Annotated in this window: 20 protein-coding genes; 9 read left to right on the top strand and 11 right to left on the bottom strand. The window is 61.1% G+C overall.

From position 1 onward, the window contains the following. Window positions 1–228: 228 nt before the first annotated feature. Window positions 229–1,197: a biotin--[acetyl-CoA-carboxylase] ligase gene (locus J3349_RS06950; RefSeq protein WP_207676891.1), complete on the bottom strand. Its 969-nt coding sequence runs from the start codon at window positions 1,195–1,197 to the stop codon at window positions 229–231. Between the two features lie 148 nt (window positions 1,198–1,345). Here J3349_RS06950 and J3349_RS06945 point away from each other — a divergent pair, with 148 nt between their 5' ends. The 4 genes from J3349_RS06945 to J3349_RS06930 are packed head-to-tail and all read left to right on the top strand — an operon-like array spanning window position 1,346 to window position 3,345. Further along, the gene (locus J3349_RS06945) at window positions 1,346–1,864 is read left to right on the top strand and encodes an RNA polymerase sigma factor (RefSeq protein ID WP_242699558.1); all 519 of its coding nucleotides are present in this window, start codon (window positions 1,346–1,348) and stop codon (window positions 1,862–1,864) included. A 1-nt stretch (window position 1,865) separates the two neighbouring features. Further along, the gene (locus J3349_RS06940; RefSeq protein WP_207676890.1) at window positions 1,866–2,366 is read left to right on the top strand and encodes a hypothetical protein; all 501 of its coding nucleotides are present in this window, start codon (window positions 1,866–1,868) and stop codon (window positions 2,364–2,366) included. A gap of 15 nt (window positions 2,367–2,381) precedes the next feature. After that, on the top strand, window positions 2,382–3,044 hold the full coding sequence (locus tag J3349_RS06935) for a hypothetical protein (RefSeq protein ID WP_207676889.1): 663 nt from the start codon (window positions 2,382–2,384) through the stop codon (window positions 3,042–3,044). Beyond that, window positions 3,016–3,345, top strand: coding sequence for a hypothetical protein (locus J3349_RS06930; protein ID WP_207676888.1), 330 nt, complete (start codon window positions 3,016–3,018; stop codon window positions 3,343–3,345). The genes J3349_RS06935 and J3349_RS06930 overlap by 29 nt, the downstream gene beginning before the upstream one ends. A gap of 71 nt (window positions 3,346–3,416) precedes the next feature. Here the strand turns inward: J3349_RS06930 and J3349_RS06925 are convergent, their stop codons facing one another. The 6 genes from J3349_RS06925 to J3349_RS06900 all read right to left on the bottom strand — a co-directional run bounded on the left by J3349_RS06925 (window position 3,417) and on the right by J3349_RS06900 (window position 11,382). Beyond that, entirely contained in the window at window positions 3,417–4,967 is a 1,551-nt protein-coding gene (locus J3349_RS06925) for an alkaline phosphatase (protein WP_242699557.1), read from the bottom strand. A 229-nt stretch (window positions 4,968–5,196) separates the two neighbouring features. Further along, a complete protein-coding gene (locus tag J3349_RS06920) occupies window positions 5,197–6,543 on the bottom strand; it encodes a dicarboxylate/amino acid:cation symporter (RefSeq protein ID WP_207676886.1) in 1,347 nt (448 codons plus the stop codon). Between the two features lie 211 nt (window positions 6,544–6,754). Continuing rightward, window positions 6,755–7,960, bottom strand: a complete 1,206-nt coding sequence (locus J3349_RS06915) for a hypothetical protein (protein WP_207676885.1) — start codon at window positions 7,958–7,960, stop codon at window positions 6,755–6,757. 3 nt (window positions 7,961–7,963) lie between these two features. Then, window positions 7,964–8,209 carry an acyl carrier protein gene (locus J3349_RS06910; protein WP_158402670.1) on the bottom strand — a complete coding sequence of 82 codons (246 nt, stop codon included), beginning with the start codon at window positions 8,207–8,209 and terminating at the stop codon, window positions 7,964–7,966. Window positions 8,210–8,289: 80 nt separating this feature from the next. Further along, complete coding sequence (locus J3349_RS06905) at window positions 8,290–9,762, bottom strand: class I adenylate-forming enzyme family protein (protein ID WP_207676884.1); 1,473 nt, start codon at window positions 9,760–9,762, stop codon at window positions 8,290–8,292. Window positions 9,763–9,900: 138 nt separating this feature from the next. Further along, window positions 9,901–11,382, bottom strand: coding sequence for a class I adenylate-forming enzyme family protein (locus J3349_RS06900; RefSeq protein ID WP_207676883.1), 1,482 nt, complete (start codon window positions 11,380–11,382; stop codon window positions 9,901–9,903). Window positions 11,383–11,821: 439 nt separating this feature from the next. Here J3349_RS06900 and J3349_RS06895 point away from each other — a divergent pair, with 439 nt between their 5' ends. The 5 genes from J3349_RS06895 (at window position 11,822) to J3349_RS06875 (ending at window position 16,876) form a co-directional block, all read left to right on the top strand. Then, entirely contained in the window at window positions 11,822–12,955 is a 1,134-nt protein-coding gene (locus tag J3349_RS06895) for an acyltransferase (protein WP_207676882.1), read from the top strand. Window positions 12,956–13,068: 113 nt separating this feature from the next. Then, complete coding sequence (locus J3349_RS06890; RefSeq protein ID WP_207676881.1) at window positions 13,069–13,890, top strand: hypothetical protein; 822 nt, start codon at window positions 13,069–13,071, stop codon at window positions 13,888–13,890. Between the two features lie 25 nt (window positions 13,891–13,915). Next, a complete protein-coding gene (locus tag J3349_RS06885; protein WP_207676880.1) occupies window positions 13,916–15,514 on the top strand; it encodes a glycosyltransferase in 1,599 nt (532 codons plus the stop codon). 140 nt (window positions 15,515–15,654) lie between these two features. After that, window positions 15,655–16,677, top strand: coding sequence for a lysylphosphatidylglycerol synthase transmembrane domain-containing protein (locus J3349_RS06880; RefSeq protein WP_158396163.1), 1,023 nt, complete (start codon window positions 15,655–15,657; stop codon window positions 16,675–16,677). A 4-nt stretch (window positions 16,678–16,681) separates the two neighbouring features. Next, window positions 16,682–16,876, top strand: coding sequence for a hypothetical protein (locus J3349_RS06875; protein ID WP_242699556.1), 195 nt, complete (start codon window positions 16,682–16,684; stop codon window positions 16,874–16,876). Window positions 16,877–16,941: 65 nt separating this feature from the next. Here the strand turns inward: J3349_RS06875 and J3349_RS06870 are convergent, their stop codons facing one another. The 4 genes from J3349_RS06870 to J3349_RS06855 form a co-directional block, all read right to left on the bottom strand. Then, complete coding sequence (locus tag J3349_RS06870) at window positions 16,942–17,712, bottom strand: tRNA threonylcarbamoyladenosine dehydratase (protein ID WP_207676879.1); 771 nt, start codon at window positions 17,710–17,712, stop codon at window positions 16,942–16,944. 46 nt (window positions 17,713–17,758) lie between these two features. Next, on the bottom strand, window positions 17,759–18,871 hold the full coding sequence (gene mnmA, locus J3349_RS06865) for a tRNA 2-thiouridine(34) synthase MnmA (RefSeq protein WP_158396161.1): 1,113 nt from the start codon (window positions 18,869–18,871) through the stop codon (window positions 17,759–17,761). Window positions 18,872–18,937: 66 nt separating this feature from the next. Then, a complete protein-coding gene (locus J3349_RS06860; RefSeq protein WP_207676878.1) occupies window positions 18,938–20,149 on the bottom strand; it encodes a CCA tRNA nucleotidyltransferase in 1,212 nt (403 codons plus the stop codon). Then, the gene (locus J3349_RS06855) at window positions 20,146–21,081 is read right to left on the bottom strand and encodes a ribonuclease Z (RefSeq protein WP_207676877.1); all 936 of its coding nucleotides are present in this window, start codon (window positions 21,079–21,081) and stop codon (window positions 20,146–20,148) included. The genes J3349_RS06860 and J3349_RS06855 overlap by 4 nt, the downstream gene beginning before the upstream one ends. Window positions 21,082–21,193: the final 112 nt, after the last annotated feature.

Here is a 21,193-nt window from a genome sequence, read left to right as displayed (position 1 = left end):
TTGCTATAAACGAGCAAAGCTCAATCTTTCAGAAGCAATAGTGCCCTGCTACAGCGGGCAGCAGCGGCTTGACGAGATAACTTGTCCAGCAGCCGCTGCCCCCGCAAGCAGGGCACGGTATTTTGCGCCATATTCAGCTTTCAGCAGTCAGTACAAAGCGGCCCGGCCTGCCAAAGCCTCCCCTCGATAGGGGAGGTGGCATCGCGCCAGCGATGACGGAGAGGTTTATTATTTTACCGCCAGCGGCGACGGCCTTATACTCACTTCTCCGTGGCAGAGCGCCTCGGTGCGGCCCCCTTCCCGCTGCACGATGAGCCGCCCGGCGTCGTCGATGGCCACCGCCTTTGCGGCGTAGCTCTCCGTCCCGGTGCAGACCGTGACCCAGTGGCCCGGCACAAAGCACCGGGCGCGGTACTCGTCCAGACAGTCGAAGGCCGGGCAGAGACCCAGCAGTTCCCGGGCGATGGCCCCGGCCAGTGCCGCCCGGCCCACCGGTGCAGGCCCGCCGGGGTAGAGACTGCCCGCGATGGGCCGCAGCTCCTCGGGCCAGTCCTCCGGGCGGGAGGTCAGGTTCAGGCCGATGCCCACCACCAGCCATTCCAGCTGGCCGCTCTCGATGTCGGCCCCGGCTTCCGTCAGGATACCGCAGACCTTCTTGCCGTTATAATAGAGGTCGTTGACCCACTTGATGCCCAAGTCCAGCCCGCAGAGCCGCTTCACAGCCCGGCAGACGGCCACCGCCGCGCTGACGGTGACGGCCTGCGCCTCGGTCATGGGCAGGCCGGGCCGCAGCACCAGCGAGAGATAAATGCCTTTCCCCGCCGGGCTCTCGAACCGCCGCCCCAGCCGGCCCCGGCCCGCCGTCTGCTGACTTGTCAGCACCATCGTGCCGTGGGGCGTACCTTCGAGGGCCAGCGTCTTGGCCGTGCGGTTGGAACTTTCCAGCTTGTCGTAGAGGTAGATGGGGGCGTCGTACTCCCCCACCGCCTCGGCGCAGAAGGGGTCGCCGCCCGCCAGCCGATAGCCCCGCCGGGGGGCGGCTTCCAGTGCATAGCCCTGAGCCGCCAGTGCAGCCGCAGCCTTATGGACAGCAGCGCGGCTCACACCCAGCTGCTGCGCCAGCTGCTGGCCGGAGATGCATTCGCCCTGGGCGGCGGAGAGCGCCGCCAGAAGTGCCTGTTTTGTGGCAGAGGCCATCGTGTTTTCTCCTTTGTGAGGTTTGATAAGGCCATTCTACCATATTTTCAAAATTTTTCCCACGATTTTGCAGGTTTTGGCCCCACTGATTCGTATAGATAGACAGAGCGCTTGAAATGCCGGGCAGAAAGGAGGCGGAGAGCAGCCATTGAATGCACTGGAATTTGACAGGCTGGTACAGAAGTACCAGCCCCTCGTCTACACCATCTGCCGTCAGCTGGTGGCAGATGAGGGCTATGCGCAGGATCTGACGCAGGAGACTTTTCTCTCTGCATGGCGGAGCATGGACCGCTGTCCTGCCGGATACGAAAAGCAATGGCTGGCCCGCATCGCCTCCAACAAAGCCAAGGATTACTTACGCAGCGCCTGGGCGCGCCGGGTGAACACCCCCGGCGACGATGTACTTGCACTTGAGGGCGCACCGCCCGGCAGCGAGCCGGAAGCGCAGGTGCTGGAAGCTCTGGGCGAAGAGGAGCTGACGCAGCGCATCCTCGCTCTGCGGGAGCCCTACAAGACACCCTGCCGCCTCATGCTGCTGGAACAGCACACCGCCGCCGAAGCCGCCCGGCTCTGCGGCAGGCCCCAGAAAACAGTGGAGGCGCAGGTCTTCCGGGCAAAAAAGATGCTGGCCGCGCAGCTGAGCGCCGCCGGAAAGGAGGGCTTTTAAGATGGAATTGTTCCGTGAAGACGGCTGTCTGAGCGACGAAGGGCTGCACGCCCTCACCGCCGGGCAGCTGGACGAGCTGGGACGGCTGGAAGCCGCCGAACATCTCGCCTACTGCGACAAATGCACCGACCGTTACACCGCACTTCTGACCGCCGACGCCCTCACCGACCCGCCCCGGGATGTCCGCCGTACCGTGATGAGCACCATCTGGGTGCGGCTGATGCAGAGCACCTATGGCCGGGCTGCGGTGGCGGGCGTCGCCGCCGTGTTGGCGCTGACCATGTGGCGTACCGGAGCGCTGACCTTCGTCACCGACCACGGCAGCGACCTGCAGGCTCTCCTGCCCACAGTCCAGGTCACCCTGCCGGAAAAACAGCCCCCGAAGATTCTGCCCGAAAAGCTGGGCAGGCCCGTGACTTCCCGCCCCGGCGAGAACATCTATACCCGCGTTTCCTCTGTGCTGGAAAGCCTGCTGAACGCGGCAGAAAACATAAAATCATAAAACAAGGAGATCGTTATGCTGAAAAACGGATTTTTGACCTTCTGCTGTGCGTTTATCCCCGGCGCAGGCCAGATGTATCAGGGTTACATGAAGCGGGGCCTCTCCCTCATCCTCACGGCCTGCCTCATCGGGATGGTGAGCTCACTGCTCAACCCGGTACTGCTCCTGCTGGTGGTGGTGTGGATGTACAGCTTCTTTGACACCTTCAACCTCCGGGCGCAGATCATCGCGGACACCGCGCCGGAGGACGACTACCTCGTCCACTTCGACCCCCGCGACAGACGGCTGGCCCGGGCTCTGCTGGACAGCCACAAGCTGGTGGGCTGGCTGCTCATCGCCTTCGGTGCGCTCATCGCCTACCAGAACCTCATCATGAACACTCTCGGCGACCTCGTTTACCGCTGGGGCCACTCCTCCCCCGTTTTCCGCGCCCTCTATCTCGTCATGGACAGCCTGCCGGATGTGGTGGTCTGTGTGGTCCTCATCGTCTGCGGCGTCTGGCTGGTGAAAGGCCCCCATCCGGCCAAAAAGCCGGATGCTTCCAAGGATGTCCCCGAGGATGCCGATTTCTGCGAGTATCACGCCGACGAGCCGGACAACGCCGCTCTGCTCTCCTCTCCTGTGGTGAATGAAAACGAGGTGACGGACGATGACTTCGACCACGAACACGACGAATAAGCCGCTCCGCCGAGTCGGCACCCTGACGCTGGGCGTCTGCCTCATCGCGGCGGGCACACTCTTCCTGCTGGCCCGCTTCCTGCCCGGCCTGCCGTGGCTGGTCATCTGGCAGGTGATGCCGGCTGCGGGGCTCATCCTGCTGGGGTGCGAGGTACTCTACTACTCGGCCCGGCCCGGCGCATGCCGGTGCGACTTCGGCTCGGTGGTGCTCTGCCTGCTGATGATGGGTGGGTGCTTCGGCGTCTCGACCCTTATGCTGCTGGCCCAGATGCTGGGCCGCGGCTGCACCATCCACCTGTGAACACAAGAAAGCCTGTGCAGCCTCCCGCCCCGGGAGCGTCTGCACAGGCTTTTTCGTTTGAAGAGAGAGGCTTACTGTACGCCGGTCAGCTCAGCCAGCTTGTGGTAGATCTCAGTGTTGTCGAAGACGCCGCGGAACTTCTCCGCACCAGCGCCCAGCGCATAGATGTTGACCATCGCGCCGGTGTGGGCATAGGTGGTGTGGTCCATGCCGGACTTGTGGTTGATGGTGTGGCAGATGGCCATGCTGAAGGGGATGTAGGTGCCGTACAGCTCATAATCCTGCTGGCTCATCTCCTTCTGGGAGGAAGCGCCGACTTCCAGCGTCCGCTCGTAGGCTTTGCGCAGGTTCTCCACCTCGTAGTCGGTCAGCAGCAGCTTGCCTGCACTGGCAGCATCGGGGTCGGTGGGCAGGGTCAGGCCGAAGTTTGCCTTCACGTCGGCCATGGCGGCCTCGAAGGGAGTCTTGTTAGCGATGTAGCCCTTCACATAGGTGGAGTCGAACTTGGCGTAAGACATCTTCTGGTGGGTGAGGTTGGTCAGGAAGGTGTCGTAGTTGGTGGTCTTGTAGCCGATGGCCATGCCGCCCGTCTCGTGGTCAGCGGTGACGAGGATGAGGGTGTCGTTGGGGTGGGCGTTGTAGAAGTCCACAGCGGCCTGCACGGCGTTGCTCATCTCAAGCACATCGTGGATGGAAGCGGCGGCATCGTTGGCATGGCAGGCCCAGTCGATCTTGCCGGACTCGGTCATCAGGAAGAAGCCCTTCTTGTTGTCCAGCAGCTCGATGCCCTTCCTGACGTAGTCGGTCAGCTGCCACTCGCCTGCGGCGGCGTCCATAGCGTAGTTCATGGCCTTGCCGTCGGCCAGTGCCTCGGCGATGATGAGGGTCTTGCCTGCACCAGCCTTGAGGGCGGCAGCGTCTGCCTGACGGGTGACGACGTTGTAGCCGTTCTGGGCGGCGATCTCGTGGTTGTTGGGGCCGGTGCCGTCGCCGTTTACCTTCTGGAACTCGCCGCCTGCGAAATACTCGAAGCCAGAGGCGGCCAGCTCCTTGCCGATGGCGTAGTAGTTCTTGCGGGTCTTCTGATGTGCATAGAAGGCAGCGGGGGTGGCGTGGTCGATGTTGACAGAGGAGACGACGCCCACCTTGTAGTTCTTCTGGGCGTGGAGTTTCTCGGCGATGGTCTCATACGGCACATCGCGGGTCCACGGACACATATTGATGACGCCGCTCTCAGTCTTGTGGCCGGTGGCGATGGAAGTGGCAGTGGAAGCGGAGTCGGGGCAGAAAGAAGTGCTGTCGTAGGTGGTCACGCTGCCCACCTCGGGGAACTGAGTGAAGCTCAACTCGCCCTCGACGACAGCGCCGTTGTTCTCCACCGTACCCTTATAGAATCGGGCGGACTGTATCTGGGCCGTACCCATGCCGTCGCCGATGAAGAGGAAAACATACTTGGGTTTGCCGCCGAATACGCCCAGCAGTCCGTTCTCTTCCTCTGCTGCGTTGGCGGCATTGGGGGCAGCGGCGTTGGCAGCGGCAGGCGCTGCGGCCAGCATACCGGCGGCGGATGCAACGGCACCGACCTTCAAAAAGCTGCGGCGGGACATTTTATTCTCTTTCATGCGAAAGTCCTCTCTTTCCATGAGCCTCATGGCTCCTTCTCTCTTTTTCGATTTATCGGGAACGGCCTTATTCTACCGCCGCAGCCGCCCGGCCCGAAACCATGCGGACGCAAAATCGGCGTAAAACCCCGGCGGCGGCTTTGGGCCGTCTGTAAAAAAGAAGACTTCTGCTGCGCAAAAAGCGCCCCTCCGGTAAAACGGAGGGGCGCTTTTGTATGTTGCAGGTCAATTATGCGTTGAACTTTTCCTCGTCCAGCAGACCCTCGCTCTTGGCCACGCAGATGCTGGCCACAGCGTCGCCCACCACGTTCAGGGAGGTGACGAGCATCTCGATGGGGCGGTTGATGGCGAGGATGAGGGAGTAGGCCAGCAGGGCGCTGTCATTCACGAAGCCCGCACCGGACAGGATGGTGAAGAGGATGACGGCTCCTGCGCCGGGGGCGGCAGGCGTACCCACCGAGGCCAGCAGAGCCAGCAGAGCGACCACGACCAGCTGGGCCGGGGTGACAGTATAACCGGCACAGCCTGCGATGAAGACGGTGGCCACCACCTGCATGATGGCGGTGCCGTCCATGTTGATGGTCATGCCCAGAGGCAGGACGAAGGAGGCGATGGACTCATCGACACCGAAATCCTCGGTGCAGACCCTGATGTTCAGGGGGAGAGTGGCTGCGCTGGAAGAGGTAGAGAAGCCGAAGACGGCCACGTTGGCGATCTTCTTAATGAAGGTGATGGGGTTCTGCTTTGCGCCCAGCGCCACCACCAGAGGATAGGCCACCAGCAGGAAGACGAAGAGCAGGACCACCGTGACCACCACATACACCAGAGCGGGCTTGAGGTAATCAATGCCATAGATGGCGAAGGTGCGGGTCAGCAGCACGAAGACTGCAAAGGGTGCGAAGTTTGTGACGACGAAGTTCAGGAAAACCACCACCACGTCGTTCACCTCGCCCAGCAGGCGGCGGAGGGTGGAAGTACGGCTCTCACCCAGCACATTCATGCTCAGGCCCACAGCCACCGCGAGGAAGACGGAGGAAAGAACAGCGTTGTTGCTGCCGAAAGCCGTGACGATGTTGGAGGGGATGACATTCAGCACCACGTTCAGGGGGTTGGAACCGGTGGAGCCGGCGGCTTCCGTCAGGCCCTCGATGTGAGCGTTGAAGAGGCCCATGGAATAGGTGGCGTAGCCCACGCATCCGGCCAGTGCCAGCGCCATAAAGGAGCAGAGCAGGAACCAGAAGAGAGTCTTGGCCGAGATGCGGCCCATGGTGCTGATATCGGCAATGCTGCCGATGGCCAGCGCGATGGAGGTGAAGACCATCGGGATGATGACCAGCTGCAGTGCTTTGATGAAGAGCTGGCCGATGATGTAGAAGAGGCCGAGCGCACGTTCCGCGCCCTCTGCGGTAATGTCCTGGAAGAGCAGGTCGTTGATGGTCTGCCAGATGCCGCTGTTGCCGGAAGCCACGAGCTTTTCGCGCAGCATCATAAAGGCAAAGCCTGCCGCCAGACCGCAAACCAGAGACACCGCCATCTTTCTTGCCAGTGCCGAGCCGCTGTTCTTATTTTTTTCCATACGATTTTCCTCACTTTTGTCCATTTCCCAGTGTGTTTCGGTCACATTCGACCTATCCTACCACGGCAAACTGTTGGACGCAAGGGAAAAATCGGCTTTTCAGGCGATTTTTTCGCAAAAGTATGACGCATGAAAATTTGATATAAAAATTACGTTTTGGATAAAAAGAAACCTCTCCGTCTCGCCTACGGCGTGACGGAGAGGTTTGATCTTATGTATTGTCTGCGCCCAGCTCTGCGGCTTCCAGCACCTTGATGCCTTCGGCCTCGAACGCGGCGCGCAGAGCCTCGGCAAAGCCGGGGCGCGGCACCTTGTTCTTGACGCAGAGGGTGATGATGCCATGCAGGCTGGTGCATTCCAGACCGATGGAAGCGCCGTCCGCCGGCACCCAGGTCTGGAAGTCCTCGATGTACCGGGTCAGCTCCGGGCTGGACGGGGCGAAGGGGTCGCCCAGATAGCTCACCCAGAAGTCCGCCGGGAAGCCGCTGATGTACTCGCCCATCTGGAAGATGCGCTTTTTGATGCTGAGGCTGGCTTTCTGCTGGTAGACCCGGTAGACCCAGCCCATCTGCTCCGCAATACGGAACAGTTTTCGCTCAGCGGAAAGGTTCTCTTTCAGGTCAGCGTCCACGCCCACGGCCACTTCGGCCAGCGGGGCATCTGCCGTCAGCGGCAGCTTGCGCTGGAAGGATGCCACACAGTTGTAGAGGGCGTTCGGCGCACCCAGCGCGTCGCGGGCGTCTGTCGAGTAGCTGTAGAGCACCTCGCCCTTGTCCAGATACGCCTGCACCGCCTTACAGAGCAGGGCCATGAGGGTACTGAAAGGCTTGACGCCGCAGCGGAGGGCGGCGTCCACAAGCCCCGCCTTTTCCAGCCGGATGCGGCAGCAGGTGGGCGTCTCTTCAAAGGTCTGCACCACGGAGCGCTGCATATCGTTGGCCACCTGACTCTCGGGGTACTTTGCAAGGATGTCCTCGATGTCGTAGGCAGGGTCCGTCTCAAGGGTCCGGCCCTCGAAAGCCGTGCCGTACCGCAGGTTGCAGTAGAACTGCAGCACCATGGTCAGGAAGGGTGCTACGCCCCGGCCATCGGCCAGAAAGTGGAACCAGTCAAAGTAGACGACTTTCCCCTCATAGCTCAGGGCAACCGTAAAGCCGTTCTCGTCCGGAAATTCGGGCTTTGCGCTGCCCTGCCGCACCGGGCAGGGGGCGTCCGACGGCTCGAGGTGGAGCAGCTTTTTCTCCCACACCGGCTTCTGGAAATAGTAGGGTGCCTTTGCCCGGGCCGCATCCAGAGCCTGCTGCAAAAGCGCACCGTCTACGGCATCTTTCAGCGTGACCTGATAACGGCAGTTGACCATGTTTTCGCGGTAATAGTAAACGATACCCTGAAAAACAGAGCGCTGTTCGGCATCCATTCCTTATTCCCCCGCGTGTGCGGCCAGATAGTCGGCCAAATCGCTGACGGTGACGAAGTTGCGCAGCTCCTTTTCGGGGATGCGCAGGCCGAAAGTCTCCTCCAGGTCGGCGACGACGGTCAGGATCTCCATGGACGACAGGTCCAGATCGTCCATCAAGACGCTGTTCTCGTTGACATCATCGGGGGAAATTTCTGCAACATCTTCCAGAATTGCAAGGATCTGGGACACGATCTCGGTTCTTTCCATAGTTTGAATCTTCCTTTCGTAATTCCATTAAAGGCGGCTGCGGCTCTTTTCCAGTATTCCGCAGCCTGCCCGGTTTATTCTTACTTGCGCAGCAGCTTGCCGGTGCCGGTGCGGGGCAGAGGCTCGGTGCTGAACTCCACGGCGCTCATCCGCTTGTAGAGCGGCAGGGTGCGGTTGGTCTCAGTGATGAAGTCGCGGACGGTCTGCTGGTCGGCCTCGCCGCAGTAGATGACGGCACAGATTTTCTTGCCCTTCTCCCTGACGATGCATTCCTTGACGGCCTCGCACTTGGACAGCAGATTTTCCAGTTCTTCGGGGCTGACGTTCTCACCGTTGTCGAGGATGATGATATTCTTCTTGCGTCCGGTGATGTAATAGAAGCCGTCCTCGTCCACACGGGCCAGGTCTCCGGTGTGGAACCAGCCGTCGGCGTCGAGGACTTCTGCGGTGGCCTCGGGGTCTTTGTAATAGCCCAGCATGACGCAGCCGCCGCGGATGCAGATTTCGCCCGTCTCGTCCAGCTTGTACTCGGCGTGGTCGTCGGGCTTGCCCACGGCGCGGATGTGCTTTTCGTCCTGCTCGTAGTTGATGATGCCGTCGCCGCAGGTCTCGGTCATGCCGTACACCTGAGTGATCATCATGCCCTGCTGTGCCAGCTCGGCCAGCATGGCGCCGTCAAACATGGCAGAGGAGCCGCAGGGGTTCCAGACGCCGTTCAGGCGGGCGCGGCGGCCCCGCTTGACGTCTTTATAGATGGCCTCCATCAGCATGGGAGCCACAGCGATGGCATCGCTGTGCATCAGGCCGAGGTCGCGGTAGAAGTCGCGGATGTCGGCGGAGAGGTTCAGCGCCCAGCCCTTGCAGGCCCAAACGAAGAGGCAGATGAACGTACCCAGATGGAACAGGGGCAGGATGGCGAAGTTGCTCAGGACGTCGTTTTTGTCCTCGGGCATATGCTCGTGCTTATAGTCCAGCATGGCGTCGCCGAATTTGACCTGGCACTCCACAGTGGTAAAAAAGTTGCGCTCTGAGAGCATGACGGCCTTGCTGCGGCCGGTGGTGCCGGAAGTGAACATCAGCACCATCAAATCATCATGGCCCACGCAGTCAGCAAGCTCTGCAGGCGCGCTGTCCTTGAAGGCGTCCATCGGGCGGAGTTTATCGCCGTAGGCGGCCTCGATGTCGGGGCGGCAGCCATAGTCGATGCCGTCGTTGACGATGAGGGAAGGCTCGGCAAGGCCCAGCTCATATTCCAGCTCGGGCCAGGTCTTTTTCTGGTTGATGGTCACGACGACGGCCCCGGCAAGGATCGCGCCGAAGCTGTTGACACCGTACTCATAGCAGTTGCGGCTCATGATGCCGACACGCTTGCCCTTGATGTCGGGGATATTCTCCTTAAAATAAGTAACGGCCCTGCGGATGTCCTGCACATACTGGGCGTAGGTCTTTTCCACCACAGTCTTGCCATCGGCGGCCACATAGCGGAAAGCCACCCGGTCGGGGTACTGCTTCGCCATGACGTCCGTGATGAGCTCATATACAGTATTTATCATTTTTGTCGCTCCTTGCTGTTTTTCTTTATTGCAGCGAAACGCCGGCATTTGACATATTCTGCCTCAGAGTAATAATACCTGTTTCGGCAGAGAAATGCAACTACGCGGCGTATCCTTTTCACTGTTTCTTCTTACTTGTTACTTGCGCAGCAGCTTACCCAGAGCGTTGCGGGGCAGGGGCTCAACGGTAAACTCCACGGTACTGATGCGCTTATACAGCGGCAGGCTGCGGTTCACCTCGATGACGAAGGCTCTGACCTCTTCCTGCTTATCCTCAGGGCAGTAGATGACGGCACAAATTTTCTGGCCCTTCTCCTTCACGATGCACTCGGTGATGGTCGGGCAGAGGGCCAGCTTCTTTTCCAGCTCTTCGGGGCTGACGTTCTCGCCGCTGGCGAGGATGATAAGGTTCTTCTTGCGGCCGGTGATGTAATAGAAGCCTTCCTCATCCATCCGGGCCAGGTCGCCGGTGTGGAACCAGCCGTCGGCGTCGATGACCTCTTCCGTGGCCTCGGGGTCCTTGTAGTAGCCCAGCATCACGCAGTCGCCCTTGATGCAAATTTCTCCGGTCTCGTCCAGCTTATACTGAACGTGGTCGTCGGGCTTGCCCACGGCACTCATGTGCTTTTCGACCTGCGTAAAGTTCAGGATGCCGTCGCCGAAGGTCTCGGTCATACCGTAGCACTGGTTGACGACGAAGCCGTTCTGGGCCAGCTCCAGCAGCATCTTGGGGTCGAGGGCAGCGGAAGAGCAGCACAGGTCCCACAGGCCGTTCAGACGGCTGACGCGGCCACGCTTCATGTCATTGTAGATGGTCTCCACCAGCATGGGGGCCGAGGCCATGACGTCGCTGTGCATCAGGCCCAGGTCGCGGTAGAAGTCGCGGATGTCGCCGCAGAGGTTCAGAGCCCATCCTGCAGGCGGGTAGGACATAACGCAGACGAAGCAGGCCATGTGGAAGAGGGGCAGCAGGGTCATATGGCTCAGCGGCAGCTTCTGGCCTGCCGGGAGGCGGTTGGTGATCCAGTTCTCTGCCACCTCCGAATAGGTGTGCAGGCTGGCGCACATATTCCGCTCCGAGAGCATGACGCCCTTGCTGCGTCCGGTGGTGCCGGAGGTGAACATCAGCATCATCAAATCATCGTGGCCCACGCAGTTGGTCAGCTCGCCGGGGGCAGTCTCTTTATAGCAGTCCATGGGGCGGAGCTTCGGGCCGTAGGCGGCTTCCAGCTCGGCGCGGCAGCCGTAGTCGATGCCGTCGTTCAGGATGAGGGCAGGCTCCACGAGGCCCAGCTCATATTCCAGCTCCTCCCAGGTCTTTTTCTGGTTCAGGGTCACGAGAACGCCGCCGGCGAGGATGATGCCGTAGGACGCCACGCAGAATTCATAGCAGTTCCGGCTCAGCAGAACGATGCGCTGGCCCTTGATGTCCGGCACTTCGGCCTTGAGATAGGCCACCATCCGGCGGATGTCCTGCGCATACTCGCGATACTTCTTCTCCACGACGGTCTTGCCGTCCTCGGCCACATAGCGGATGGCCACATGATCAGGAAACTCCTGCTCCATGCAGCGGGTCACCATGTCGTATACGCCTGCGGGTACTTTGATGTATTCAGCCATCGGTTTTTCTCCTTTTTTGTCAAATTTTCAGCTCAGCACTTTTTTCATTCACTTTCCAGAGTCATTCCGAATCTCTGGCAGTTCGAGGAAAACTTTGGCACGGCTCCTTATGGCAACAGTATACCGCAAGCAGAGCGTAAACGCAAGATTTAATTGCACAAATATGCAACTTTAACTTGCATTCAATTTGTGCAGGCAGATGTAATTCTTTCCTTTTGTTGCGATATGCAAAAAGCTGTGATACACTTTTTTCGTCAGGACGAAACTTCGCCCGGAGATCGAGTCCTTATCAAATTGACAGCAAGCCCAAAAAGCATTATACTGTTTATATCATTTAGCAAAAAAGCTCCCCGCCGAGCTTCATATTTTTATTTATCGCGCCTAAAACACGGCCTTCCGGGGCCTCCGGGACGAATGGCGCACAAGGAGGACCCTTTTCATGGAAGGCACCAAGCCCCGCACTGTAAGCAGCCTTGGCATGTTCGACCTGCTGAAAGGCATCGGAATGCTGGCCATTGTCTTTGCCCACACGGCAGAGCTTTACCCCCTCGGCACCAACGACGTCACCCCTTTCGCGTTCGCGCTGTTCGCTTACCGCGAAGCGCTGATGGCCGCCTTTTTTATTGCCAGCGGCTACGGCTTCCGCAAGCGCTCCATCCACAAATGCATCGAGCAGCAGCTCAAGACCCTGCTCAAGCCTTACGTTTATACTGCACTGGCCACCACGGTGCTCCACGCTTTCATTCACCACGCAGCTTTCGGCTCGTGGGATGCTGCCATCTCAGAATCGGCCAAAGTCTTAGGCGGTTTCCTGTTAGGCCTGCCCCACACGGCCACTTACTTCGGGCATCAGTTTTTCTCCTGCGGACCCATGTGGTACTTAGTGGCTCTGATGCTGGCGTGGGTGCTGCTGGACGTGCTGCTCGAGATCTTCCCCGAGCGGTACATAACCCCCGCAGTCGTCGGCGTCACCCTGCTTGGCTGGGGCGTCACGCTGGTGTGGGAGGCTCCTTTCTGCATCGCACAGGGCATGGTGTCGCTGCCCTACCTTTACATCGGCTATCTGGCCAAGAAGCGCCGCCTTTTCGAAACTCCCCTTTCCGGCAGAGCCAAGGCCGGCCTCATCGCGGCTGCGCTGGGCGTCGTCGCGGGCGTTTTGCTGACCCAGAGCACCGACTGCGTTTCGCTGGGTGAGTGGACGATGGGGCCGCTGAGCATCCTGCTGGATGGCGCAGTGGGCTACGGCATCATCCGGCTCTTTTTGAAATGGCAGCGCCGAGTGGACGGCCCCATCTCCCATGCCATCGAGTGGGTGGGCCGGCGCTCGCTCTTCATCTTCTGCATCCACACTGTGGAGCTGACGGCCATCCCGTGGTATCTGATGGCTGCAAAGTATGCTGACCATCCGGTGCAGGGGATGCTGCTGCAGTTCGTGTTCTCGCTTGTGTCCATCTTCGCCGTCACCGAACTTCTGATGCGCCGCAAAGAGCTTGGCCGGAAGCTTCGGGGCGGCAATCCTGCGGACAAGCCCCGGCAGCGGAGCAAGACCCGCCGCTATGCGGCAAAACACTGAAATTCCTGCGCTTTGGTATCCAGCCATTTTGAGGGCAGACTATAGTTACTTTTGATGCATAGGCTTGCAGCGCGGGTTGTACGCCTTGCGATAAATCGGAGGAGGCCCCGGTAATGATGAACGAAACTCCTGAAGCGGCTCTGCGCAGCCGCATTGCGGACCTTGAACAACAGCTCAAACTTGCAGACGAAGGCACTTCGCGGCTGGCCCAGCGCTGCCTTGAGCTGGAAAAGCAGCTGCAGACCTTCTATGCTGCCCACCCCCAGAGAGAGAGGCAGACCGACTCGCCTGCTCTGGTGCAGCCGCTGCTTTACTATGATGCCGGATTCGGCTTTTCCCAGAAAGACACCGTTAAAGCCCCGGACTACGAATACGACGAGCTGAACGGCATGGTGACAGCGACCTTCGAGCTGCCGGAGACCGCGTTCAATCTCCGTCTCGACCCCGGTGAACTGCCTTGCTGCATCACCGATTTCGTCTTCTCGGATGACCGCATCCTCTGCCGCCCGGTGAACGGTGTGCCGCTCCACGGCGACGGCATCCTGTTCCTCAACAACGACCCGAATTTCATGCTGGAAGGTCTGAACCGTTTCCCCGCCGGGATGAAGCTGGGCGTGAGCTACTGCTACTTCCCGCTGGAGCCGCTGGCTGACGACCCATTGTTCGCCGCCGTTCTCGAGGGCGTACAGTATTTCCAGAAGACCCGCGTCTGCGAGCAGAAGCACCTCGACCAGCTGGAAAAGACTACGGCTGACCAGAAGCAGACCATCGAGGCCCTGCAGAAGAATCTCTCCGAGCTGCATCAGGCCAACGCCGAGCTGAGCGCCCGGAGCAAAGCCTACGAGAGCTCGCTGGAAAACATCCTCTCTTCCAGCAGCTGGAAACTCACGCTGCCCCTGCGCCGCCTGCTGGGGCTGTTCCATCGCAGCCATTGAGCCTGCCTGCGGAGAGGAGGATACGATGTACAGCAGTTATACCACTCTGCAGCGGGCTCAGCTCGCCAAACAGGAATATCTCGACACCCAGGAAGTTTTTCTCGGCGTCTATGCGCCGGGGCGGAACGCCGCCCTGAAAGCTTCCCTGCAGGACCAGCTCCACCGCAAATTTTTATTGACGGACAGCCTCCGCTCCGAAGCCCTCGGCAGCGCCGCCGGTGTGCTTCTGGTCAGGGAAGACCTTTTCCTGATGTCCACGGCCCTTTCCTGCTTTGCGGACGCACTGCGCAGCGGCGCAGACTACGTCACCAGCGACGCCGTCTTCGGCTACTCAGGCGTCACCACCCTCTACCACAGTCAGGGCTTTGCAGCCTGCCCGGGCTGCGCCCTCGTCTCCCGGGAGCTGCTGCGCCGCTGTCAGGCGGAAGCCCGCGACCCGGAAAATCCCGTCGAACTGCTGACGCTGGCGGCGAAGCTCAGCCGCAGCCACGTCTGCCTCCCGCTGGCGCTGGCCCACTATGAGCGGGACATCTGCGCCGAAGACGTCTGGTCTGTAAAGGGGAAGCGCGTCTTTATCATGAGCCACCTGCTGGACATGACCGGTGCGCCCATCGTGCTGGTGAGCGCCGTGCCGGTGCTGCGCAGCATGGGCTACGAAGTGGTCGTCCTCGGCCCTGAGGACGGCGGCTCCATGCCGCTTTTCCTCGAGGCGGGAGCTACCGTCATCACCCGCAAGGGCTGTGTTCAGTCTCCCCTGCTCTGGGGGCTGGCCCTTTGCGCCGACCTCGTTCTGGCCAACACCGTCGTGGAGGCCCGGGCCGTCCGCGCCCTGAGCGGTGCGCGGGTTCCGGTGCTCTGGTGGCTCCACGATGCCTTTGCAGGCTACCCCCACATCGCCCACCAGATCCCCAGAGAGCTGGGCGAAAATATCCGGCTCTACTCCGTCGGCAGCCACGCCGCCAACGCCATGCACTCGGTGCGGCCGGAGTTCAACATCCGGCCCCTCATCTACGGCCTGCCGGACTACGCCGCCGAGAAGTTCTCCCACTACGATTTGAGCTATGCGGGCGGGCGGCCTCTGTTCGCCACCGTGGGTTCCTTTGAGAACCGGAAAGGTCAGGACATCTTCTGCAAAGCCATCCGGCTGCTGCCGCCTGAGACCATGAAGAAAGCATCCTTCCTCTTCGTGGGCAAGGCCGCAGAGGCTGAGATGATGGACGCCGTGCGGAGCCTGACCGCTGACTGCCCCGACAACGTCTTTTACGTCAAGCGGCTCACCCGCGACGAGATCAAGAGCTTGATGGCCCAGTGTACCTGCCTCGTCTGCGCCTCCCGCGACGACCCCATGCCTACTTTCGTCACTGAGGGCCTCATCTTCGGCAAGCCCGCCATCGTGTCGGAGCACACCGGCACCGCCGGGCTCATCACCGAGGGCGTGGACGGTTTCGTCTACGAGGACGACGACCCCGAAAAGCTGGCCGAGCGGCTGGCCTGGGCCATCGAGCACCCGGAAAAGCTGGCTGCCATGCGCCCCGCCTGCCGTGAGCTTTACGAGAGCCATTACTCCAAGCAGGCGTTTTCCGACAGTTTACAACAGGCTGTAAAGGAGCTCACCGGCGAATAAGCTCCCCGTTCTTTATCACTCTGCCGAAACTGAGGCAAAAAATTTGGCAGTTGTTCACAAACACCCCTCCGGACTGTGATATACTCTCCTAAGAGTTTATCCCAGTCCGTTTTTTGTTGAAATTTGAAAGGAGTCCCCGCATGAGTTCGTCCGCCTCCCCCGCCCCTTCGCGCCGAAAGACCCTGCTCTCGCTGGGCGTTCTGGCTCTGCTGACCGGCATCGTGGTGTTCATCTTCCGGGAGCACTGGGCCGAGATCTCCGAGGCGCTGAGCCGGCTCACCCTCGGACAGGGGCTGCTGGCGCTGGCCGTGGGCCTGAGCTACCCGCTTCTCGAGGGCGTATCCAGCTGGCTCATCGTCCGCAGCCGCCTGCCCTATTTCCCGCTGCGGCAGGGTATCGACAATGCATGGATGGGGACCTTCGGCAATGTGGTGGGCCTCGGCGCAGGGTCGGTGCCATTTCAGACGTGGTATCTCCACCGGCGCGGGCTGGACGTTGGCCCCGGCGTGGGGCTGATGACCCTGCAATACGTCTTCCACAAGACAGCCGTCCTGCTTTACGCCACCGTGTTGCTTCTGGCAGGCCGCCCCTGGATAGCGGCCCACTCCGACGGTGTGCTGCGGTATCTGCCCGGGGCCTACGCTGTCGTGGCGGGCGTCATCGTGGGGCTCATCGCCCTCTGCGCCCTGCCGGTGGTGCAGCGTCTGGCCCGCTGGCTGCTGCATTTTCTGCCCGACACGGGCCGCTGGGCCGAGCGCCGGGAAAGCTGGCTGGAGCAGCTGGACACCCTGAGCACCGAGAGCCGCCATCTGCTGGCAGACAAGCCCCGCTGTGCCGCCATTCTGGGCGTGCATCTCGTAAAGCTGTTCCTGCTCTTCTGCCTGCCGTGGATGGGGCTGCGGTTCATGGGGCTGGACACCGGACTCACCTTCTGGCAGGTGCAGCTCCTGACGTCGCTGACCCTCTTTGTCTCCAACGCCCTGCCCAACGTGGCGGGCATGGGTTCGGTGGAGACGGCCTTCCTGCTGGTGTACAGCAGCTTCCTCCCCAATGCTTCGTCCATGAGCCTGCTGATGTTCTACCGGCTGGCCAGCTATTACGCCGTCTTTGCGGCAAGCGCCGTCGGCTTTGCGCTGGCGCAGCGGCGGCTGAACCGCGGATGACTTTGTGAATGTCGTCATCACCCGCGATGTCGAGGCCGACAAGCAGGGCGACATGACCTATGTTCTCGAGTTCACCACCGAGGACGGCAGCACCCAGAGCTTCGAGACCCTGCACTACGAGACCACTCCCATCTTTCTGAAGAGCGTGGACGCAGCTGCTGGCGCTACCCCCATCGCATTCGCTGCTCCTGAGCAGTAAAAATCAGCTCATAACGAAGAAAACGGCAGGTTCATTGAACCTGCCGTTTTCTTATTCTATCAAATTCAGCCCTTCATGGGGACAAAGCCCACGAGGTCCTTCACCACCTCGCCGCCGATGATGAGGCCCACGACCGACGGGACAAAGGCGTTCGAGCCGGGAACAGAGCGGCGGATGGTACACTTGCGCTGGGTACCCGGAGGGCAGATGCAGTGGTGTTTGCAGCTGATGGAGTCATCCTCGATGGGAGTCATGACAGGCTCCCTGGAGTAAACGACTTTCAGGTGCTTGATGCGGCGCTTGCGGCACTCGGTGCGCATGACCTTGGCCAGCGGGCAGACGGAAGTCTTATAAATATCCGTGACCTCGAAGCGGGTAGGGTCCATCTTGTTGCCTGCACCCATGGAGCAGATGATGGGGACGCCAGCCTCCTTGCACTTCATGACCAGCGCAATTTTACCGGTGACAGTGTCGATGGCGTCCACCACGTAGTCGAACTGGCTGAAATCGAAGCTGTCCTGCGTCTCAGGGCCAAAGAAGGTCTTGTAGGTGGTGACCTTGATGTTAGGGTCGATGTCGTGGACGCGCTCTTCGGCCACATCCACCTTGAACCTGCCCACCGTCTTGTGGGTGGCGATGATCTGGCGGTTCAGGTTGGTGAGGCAGACTTTGTCGTCGTCGATCAGGTCGAGAGCCCCCACGCCGCTGCGGGCCAGCGCCTCGACGGTGTAGCCGCCCACGCCGCCCACGCCGAACACGGCTACGCGGGAATCGTGCAGTTTGGTCATTGCTTCCGCGCCCAGCAGCAGCTGGGTGCGGGAATACTGGTCTTGCATATCATTTCTCCTTTAGGTTCTGCTTTTTACATTCACGGGCTTGCCCTTATCCCTTCGCCACCTGTGTAATGGTGCCGCCTCCGAGGACGACATCGCCCTGATACAGCACGACGGCCTGCCCCGGGGTGGGGGCGCGCTGAGGCTGGTCAAATTCCAGACGGAAGCTGTCCGGCCCTGCCGGGTAGACGGTGGCAGGCTGTTCGGTCTGATGATAACGGGTGCGGGCCGTCACCCGCAGGGGGCCTTTCAGCTCCGGGATGGCGATCCAGTTCACTTCGTTCGCATAGACGATGGTATCGAACAGCTCCGACTCCGGGCCGACCGTGACGGTGTTGGCCTGCATATCCTTGGCGCAGACGTAGACCGGTGCGCCCATGGCGAGGCCCAGGCCCTTCCGCTGGCCGATGGTGTACCGCACAGCGCCGCTGTGGGTGCCTACCTTTTTGCCGCCGACGTCGAGGAAATCGCCCGCCGGGTAGTGCTTGCCGGTGAAATCCTCCATAAAGCGGGCGTAGTCGCCGTCCGGCACGAAGCAGATGTCCTGACTGTCATGCTTGCGGGCGTTCACGAAGTGCTGCTGCTCGGCGATGGCGCGCACTTCGCTCTTGTGCAGACCACCCAGCGGCAGGCGGACATGAGCCAGCTGCTCCTGCGTGAGGTTGTAGAGCACATAGCTCTGGTCTTTGTTCTCGTCCAGACCCTTTTTGAGCAGCCAACGGCCCGTGGCCTCGTCCTGCTCCACCCGGGCATAATGGCCCGTGACCACATGATCCAGTCCGTGCGCTTCTGCCCAGCGAAGCAGGTGATCGAACTTCATATATCTGTTGCAGTCGATGCAGGGATTGGGCGTACCGCCGGCCTCGTAGACCCGGATGAATTTGTCGATGATCTTTTCCTGAAAGTCTGCCGTAAAATCCAGCACCTCGTAGGGAATATCCATCGCATAGGCCACCTCGGCGGCGTCCTCAATGTCCCGCTCCGAGCAGCAGGTGTGCAGACCCTCGGTGTTCACGGCCTCGTTGCGGGTGAGGCGCATGGTGACGCCGGTGCAGTCGAAACCGTCCCTCTGCATGAGCCATGCCGCCACCGAGCTGTCTACACCGCCGCTCATGGCGATGAGCGCCCCGGGGCGGCGGGAAGTGTTCTGTGTTTCTGTCATTCTGTTCCTCTTCTGTTATAACATACTAAAACAGTAGTATAATACTACCGCAGCTTCTTTCTCTTGTCAAGACGCAGAAAATTTGGCCGCAAAGGCCAGAAGTTCTGCTTTTTCGTTGGGCAGCCGCCCGGTGATGACCTCTTCCAGCAGCGCTTCCAGTGCGCGGCGCAGGCCCGGCCCGGGCGCGACGCCCGCCGCCATCAGATCGCGGCCATTCACGGCCAGCTGGGAGACGCGGCAGCAGGCGCTTTGGGCGGTCAGCGTCTCGGCCTCTTTTTGCAGGGCGGTAAATTCATCTTTTCTTTCCGGTTGAAGAGCGCTCCAAAGGGCAGTCAACTGCTGCACGGTGTGGAGGTCGTATTTGCCAAGAAGTCGTTTGGCTTGAAGCGACAGCGTAGGAGTACGGGGAGCTTTCTCCTTCACAAGTGTTGATACTCCATCTATCACAGCATTGGAGCATTTCAAGCGTTTCAACGCCTTTCGTGTTCCATCCTCCCCCAGCGGCAGAAGCAGCGCCGCCCAACGGGTGGTCACTTCCTCTGCTCCTGCCGGAAGGGCATCTATGATCTCACGGGCTTCCGACAGATCGTCGAGCGGCAGTTCTGGCAGGACGAAGGCCAGCACTTCCGGCTCCAGATACGCCCCCGGCTTCGGGGCAGACAGAAGCTTGTTCAGCTCTTCTTCGATGCGCTCCACCGACACGCAGTCGAGGTGGGCGGCCAGCTGCTTCGCCGCCGCTTCGGTGGCCTCGTCGATCACAAAGCCGAACCGGGCCGCAAAGCGGTAGAGACGCAGGATGCGCAGAGCGTCTTCTTCAAAGCGGCGCAGCGGCTCACCGACGGCCCGCACCACGCCCCGGGCCAGATCTTCCTGCCCGCCAAAGGAGTCGCACAAGCCCTCTTCGGCGCTGTAGGCCATAGCGTTGATGGTGAAGTCCCGCCGGGCCAGGTCCTCCCGGACGTCGGGTACAAAGGCCACGCTGTCGGGGTGGCGGCCATCGGAATAACTGCCCTCGGTGCGGAAGGTGGTGATCTCGTAGAGCCTGCCGTCCCGCTTCACGGTCACGGTACCATGCTGCAATCCGGTGGGGATGCACTGCTTTTCTCCGAACAGCTCCATCACCTGCTCCGGACGGGCGGCGGTGCAGAGGTCCCAGTCGTGGGGCGCAAGGCCCAGCAGACTGTCCCGGACACAGCCGCCCACAACGTAGGCCGCAAAACCTGCCCGGTGCAGCGCGTCCAGCAGGGCGGAGGCGCCGGGTTCCAGGACGATGTTCATTCTTCGGCCTCCTCATATTGCAGGGTGATGCTCTTGCCGTCATAGCCGCACTCTGCCGCCGGGAAGAGGCTCTGCGCCTGGGCCAGCTCTTCTTCCGGGTCGGTGATCATGGGCGAATAGTGGACGAGCCAGAGCCGCTTCGCGCCCGCTTTGGCGGCGAGGGCTGCGCTCTGCCCGAAGGTGCTGTGGCCGTACTGTTTGGCCTGCGCGGCCTGCTCCGGCAGAGCATAGGTGGAATCGCAGAGCAGAAGGTCCGCACCCGCTGCGGCCTTTTCCAATGCCGGACAGGGGGCGGTGTCGCCCGAGAAGACAAAGCTCAGCCCCTGCCGGGCCGGGCCGAGGACGGCTTCCGGCTGGATGACACGTCCACCGTCCAGCGTGATGCTCTCGCCGTGCTGGAGCGTCTTCCACTGCTTTACCGGTACGCCCAATGCCCGCGCCTGTTCGGGTGAGAACCGTCCGGCCCGGGGCAGATCGAGTCGGTAACCCTGACTGACGACACGGTGGCGGGTCGGCACCGGCGTGAGTTTCGCGCCCTGGGGCCAGCCGCCGAATTTTTCGCAGAGCGCCGCCGGGGCGTCCAGCACCTCAGCATAAACCGGGTACGGCAGAGGCCCCGTCAGCACCCGCAGTGCCGTCCAGACTTCGCCGAGCCCCTTCGGCCCGTACAGCGCCAGCGGGCGGGTGCGGCCCTGACAGCCCAGCGTCTGCAGCAGCCCCGGCAGGCCGAAGATGTGGTCGCCGTGGTAATGGGTCAGGCAGACGGCGTCCATCTTCATCAGGTTGACTCCGGCCCGGCGGGCGGCAGTCTGGGTCCCCTCGCCGCAGTCGAACAGGAGGCTGTGTCCTCCGCATTCGGCCACCGCCGCTGTGAGGGCGCGGTCGGGCAGGGGCATGGTGGCCGCTGTACCCAGCAGTGTAATGGTCAGCATAAAGTTTCTCCGTATCACAAAAAATCTCGATGGCTATAGTGTACCACACTCTTCGGCCCGGCACAATCGCACAGCCGCACCCTGACAGGCATAAGATGGCCCAAACCACAAA

The organism is Faecalibacterium sp. Marseille-P9590 (assembly GCF_017377665.1).
Lineage (GTDB): Bacteria > Bacillota > Clostridia > Oscillospirales > Ruminococcaceae > Faecalibacterium.
Note: the sequence above shows the minus strand (reverse complement) of the source record. Positions and strands in the feature narration are given on the sequence as shown.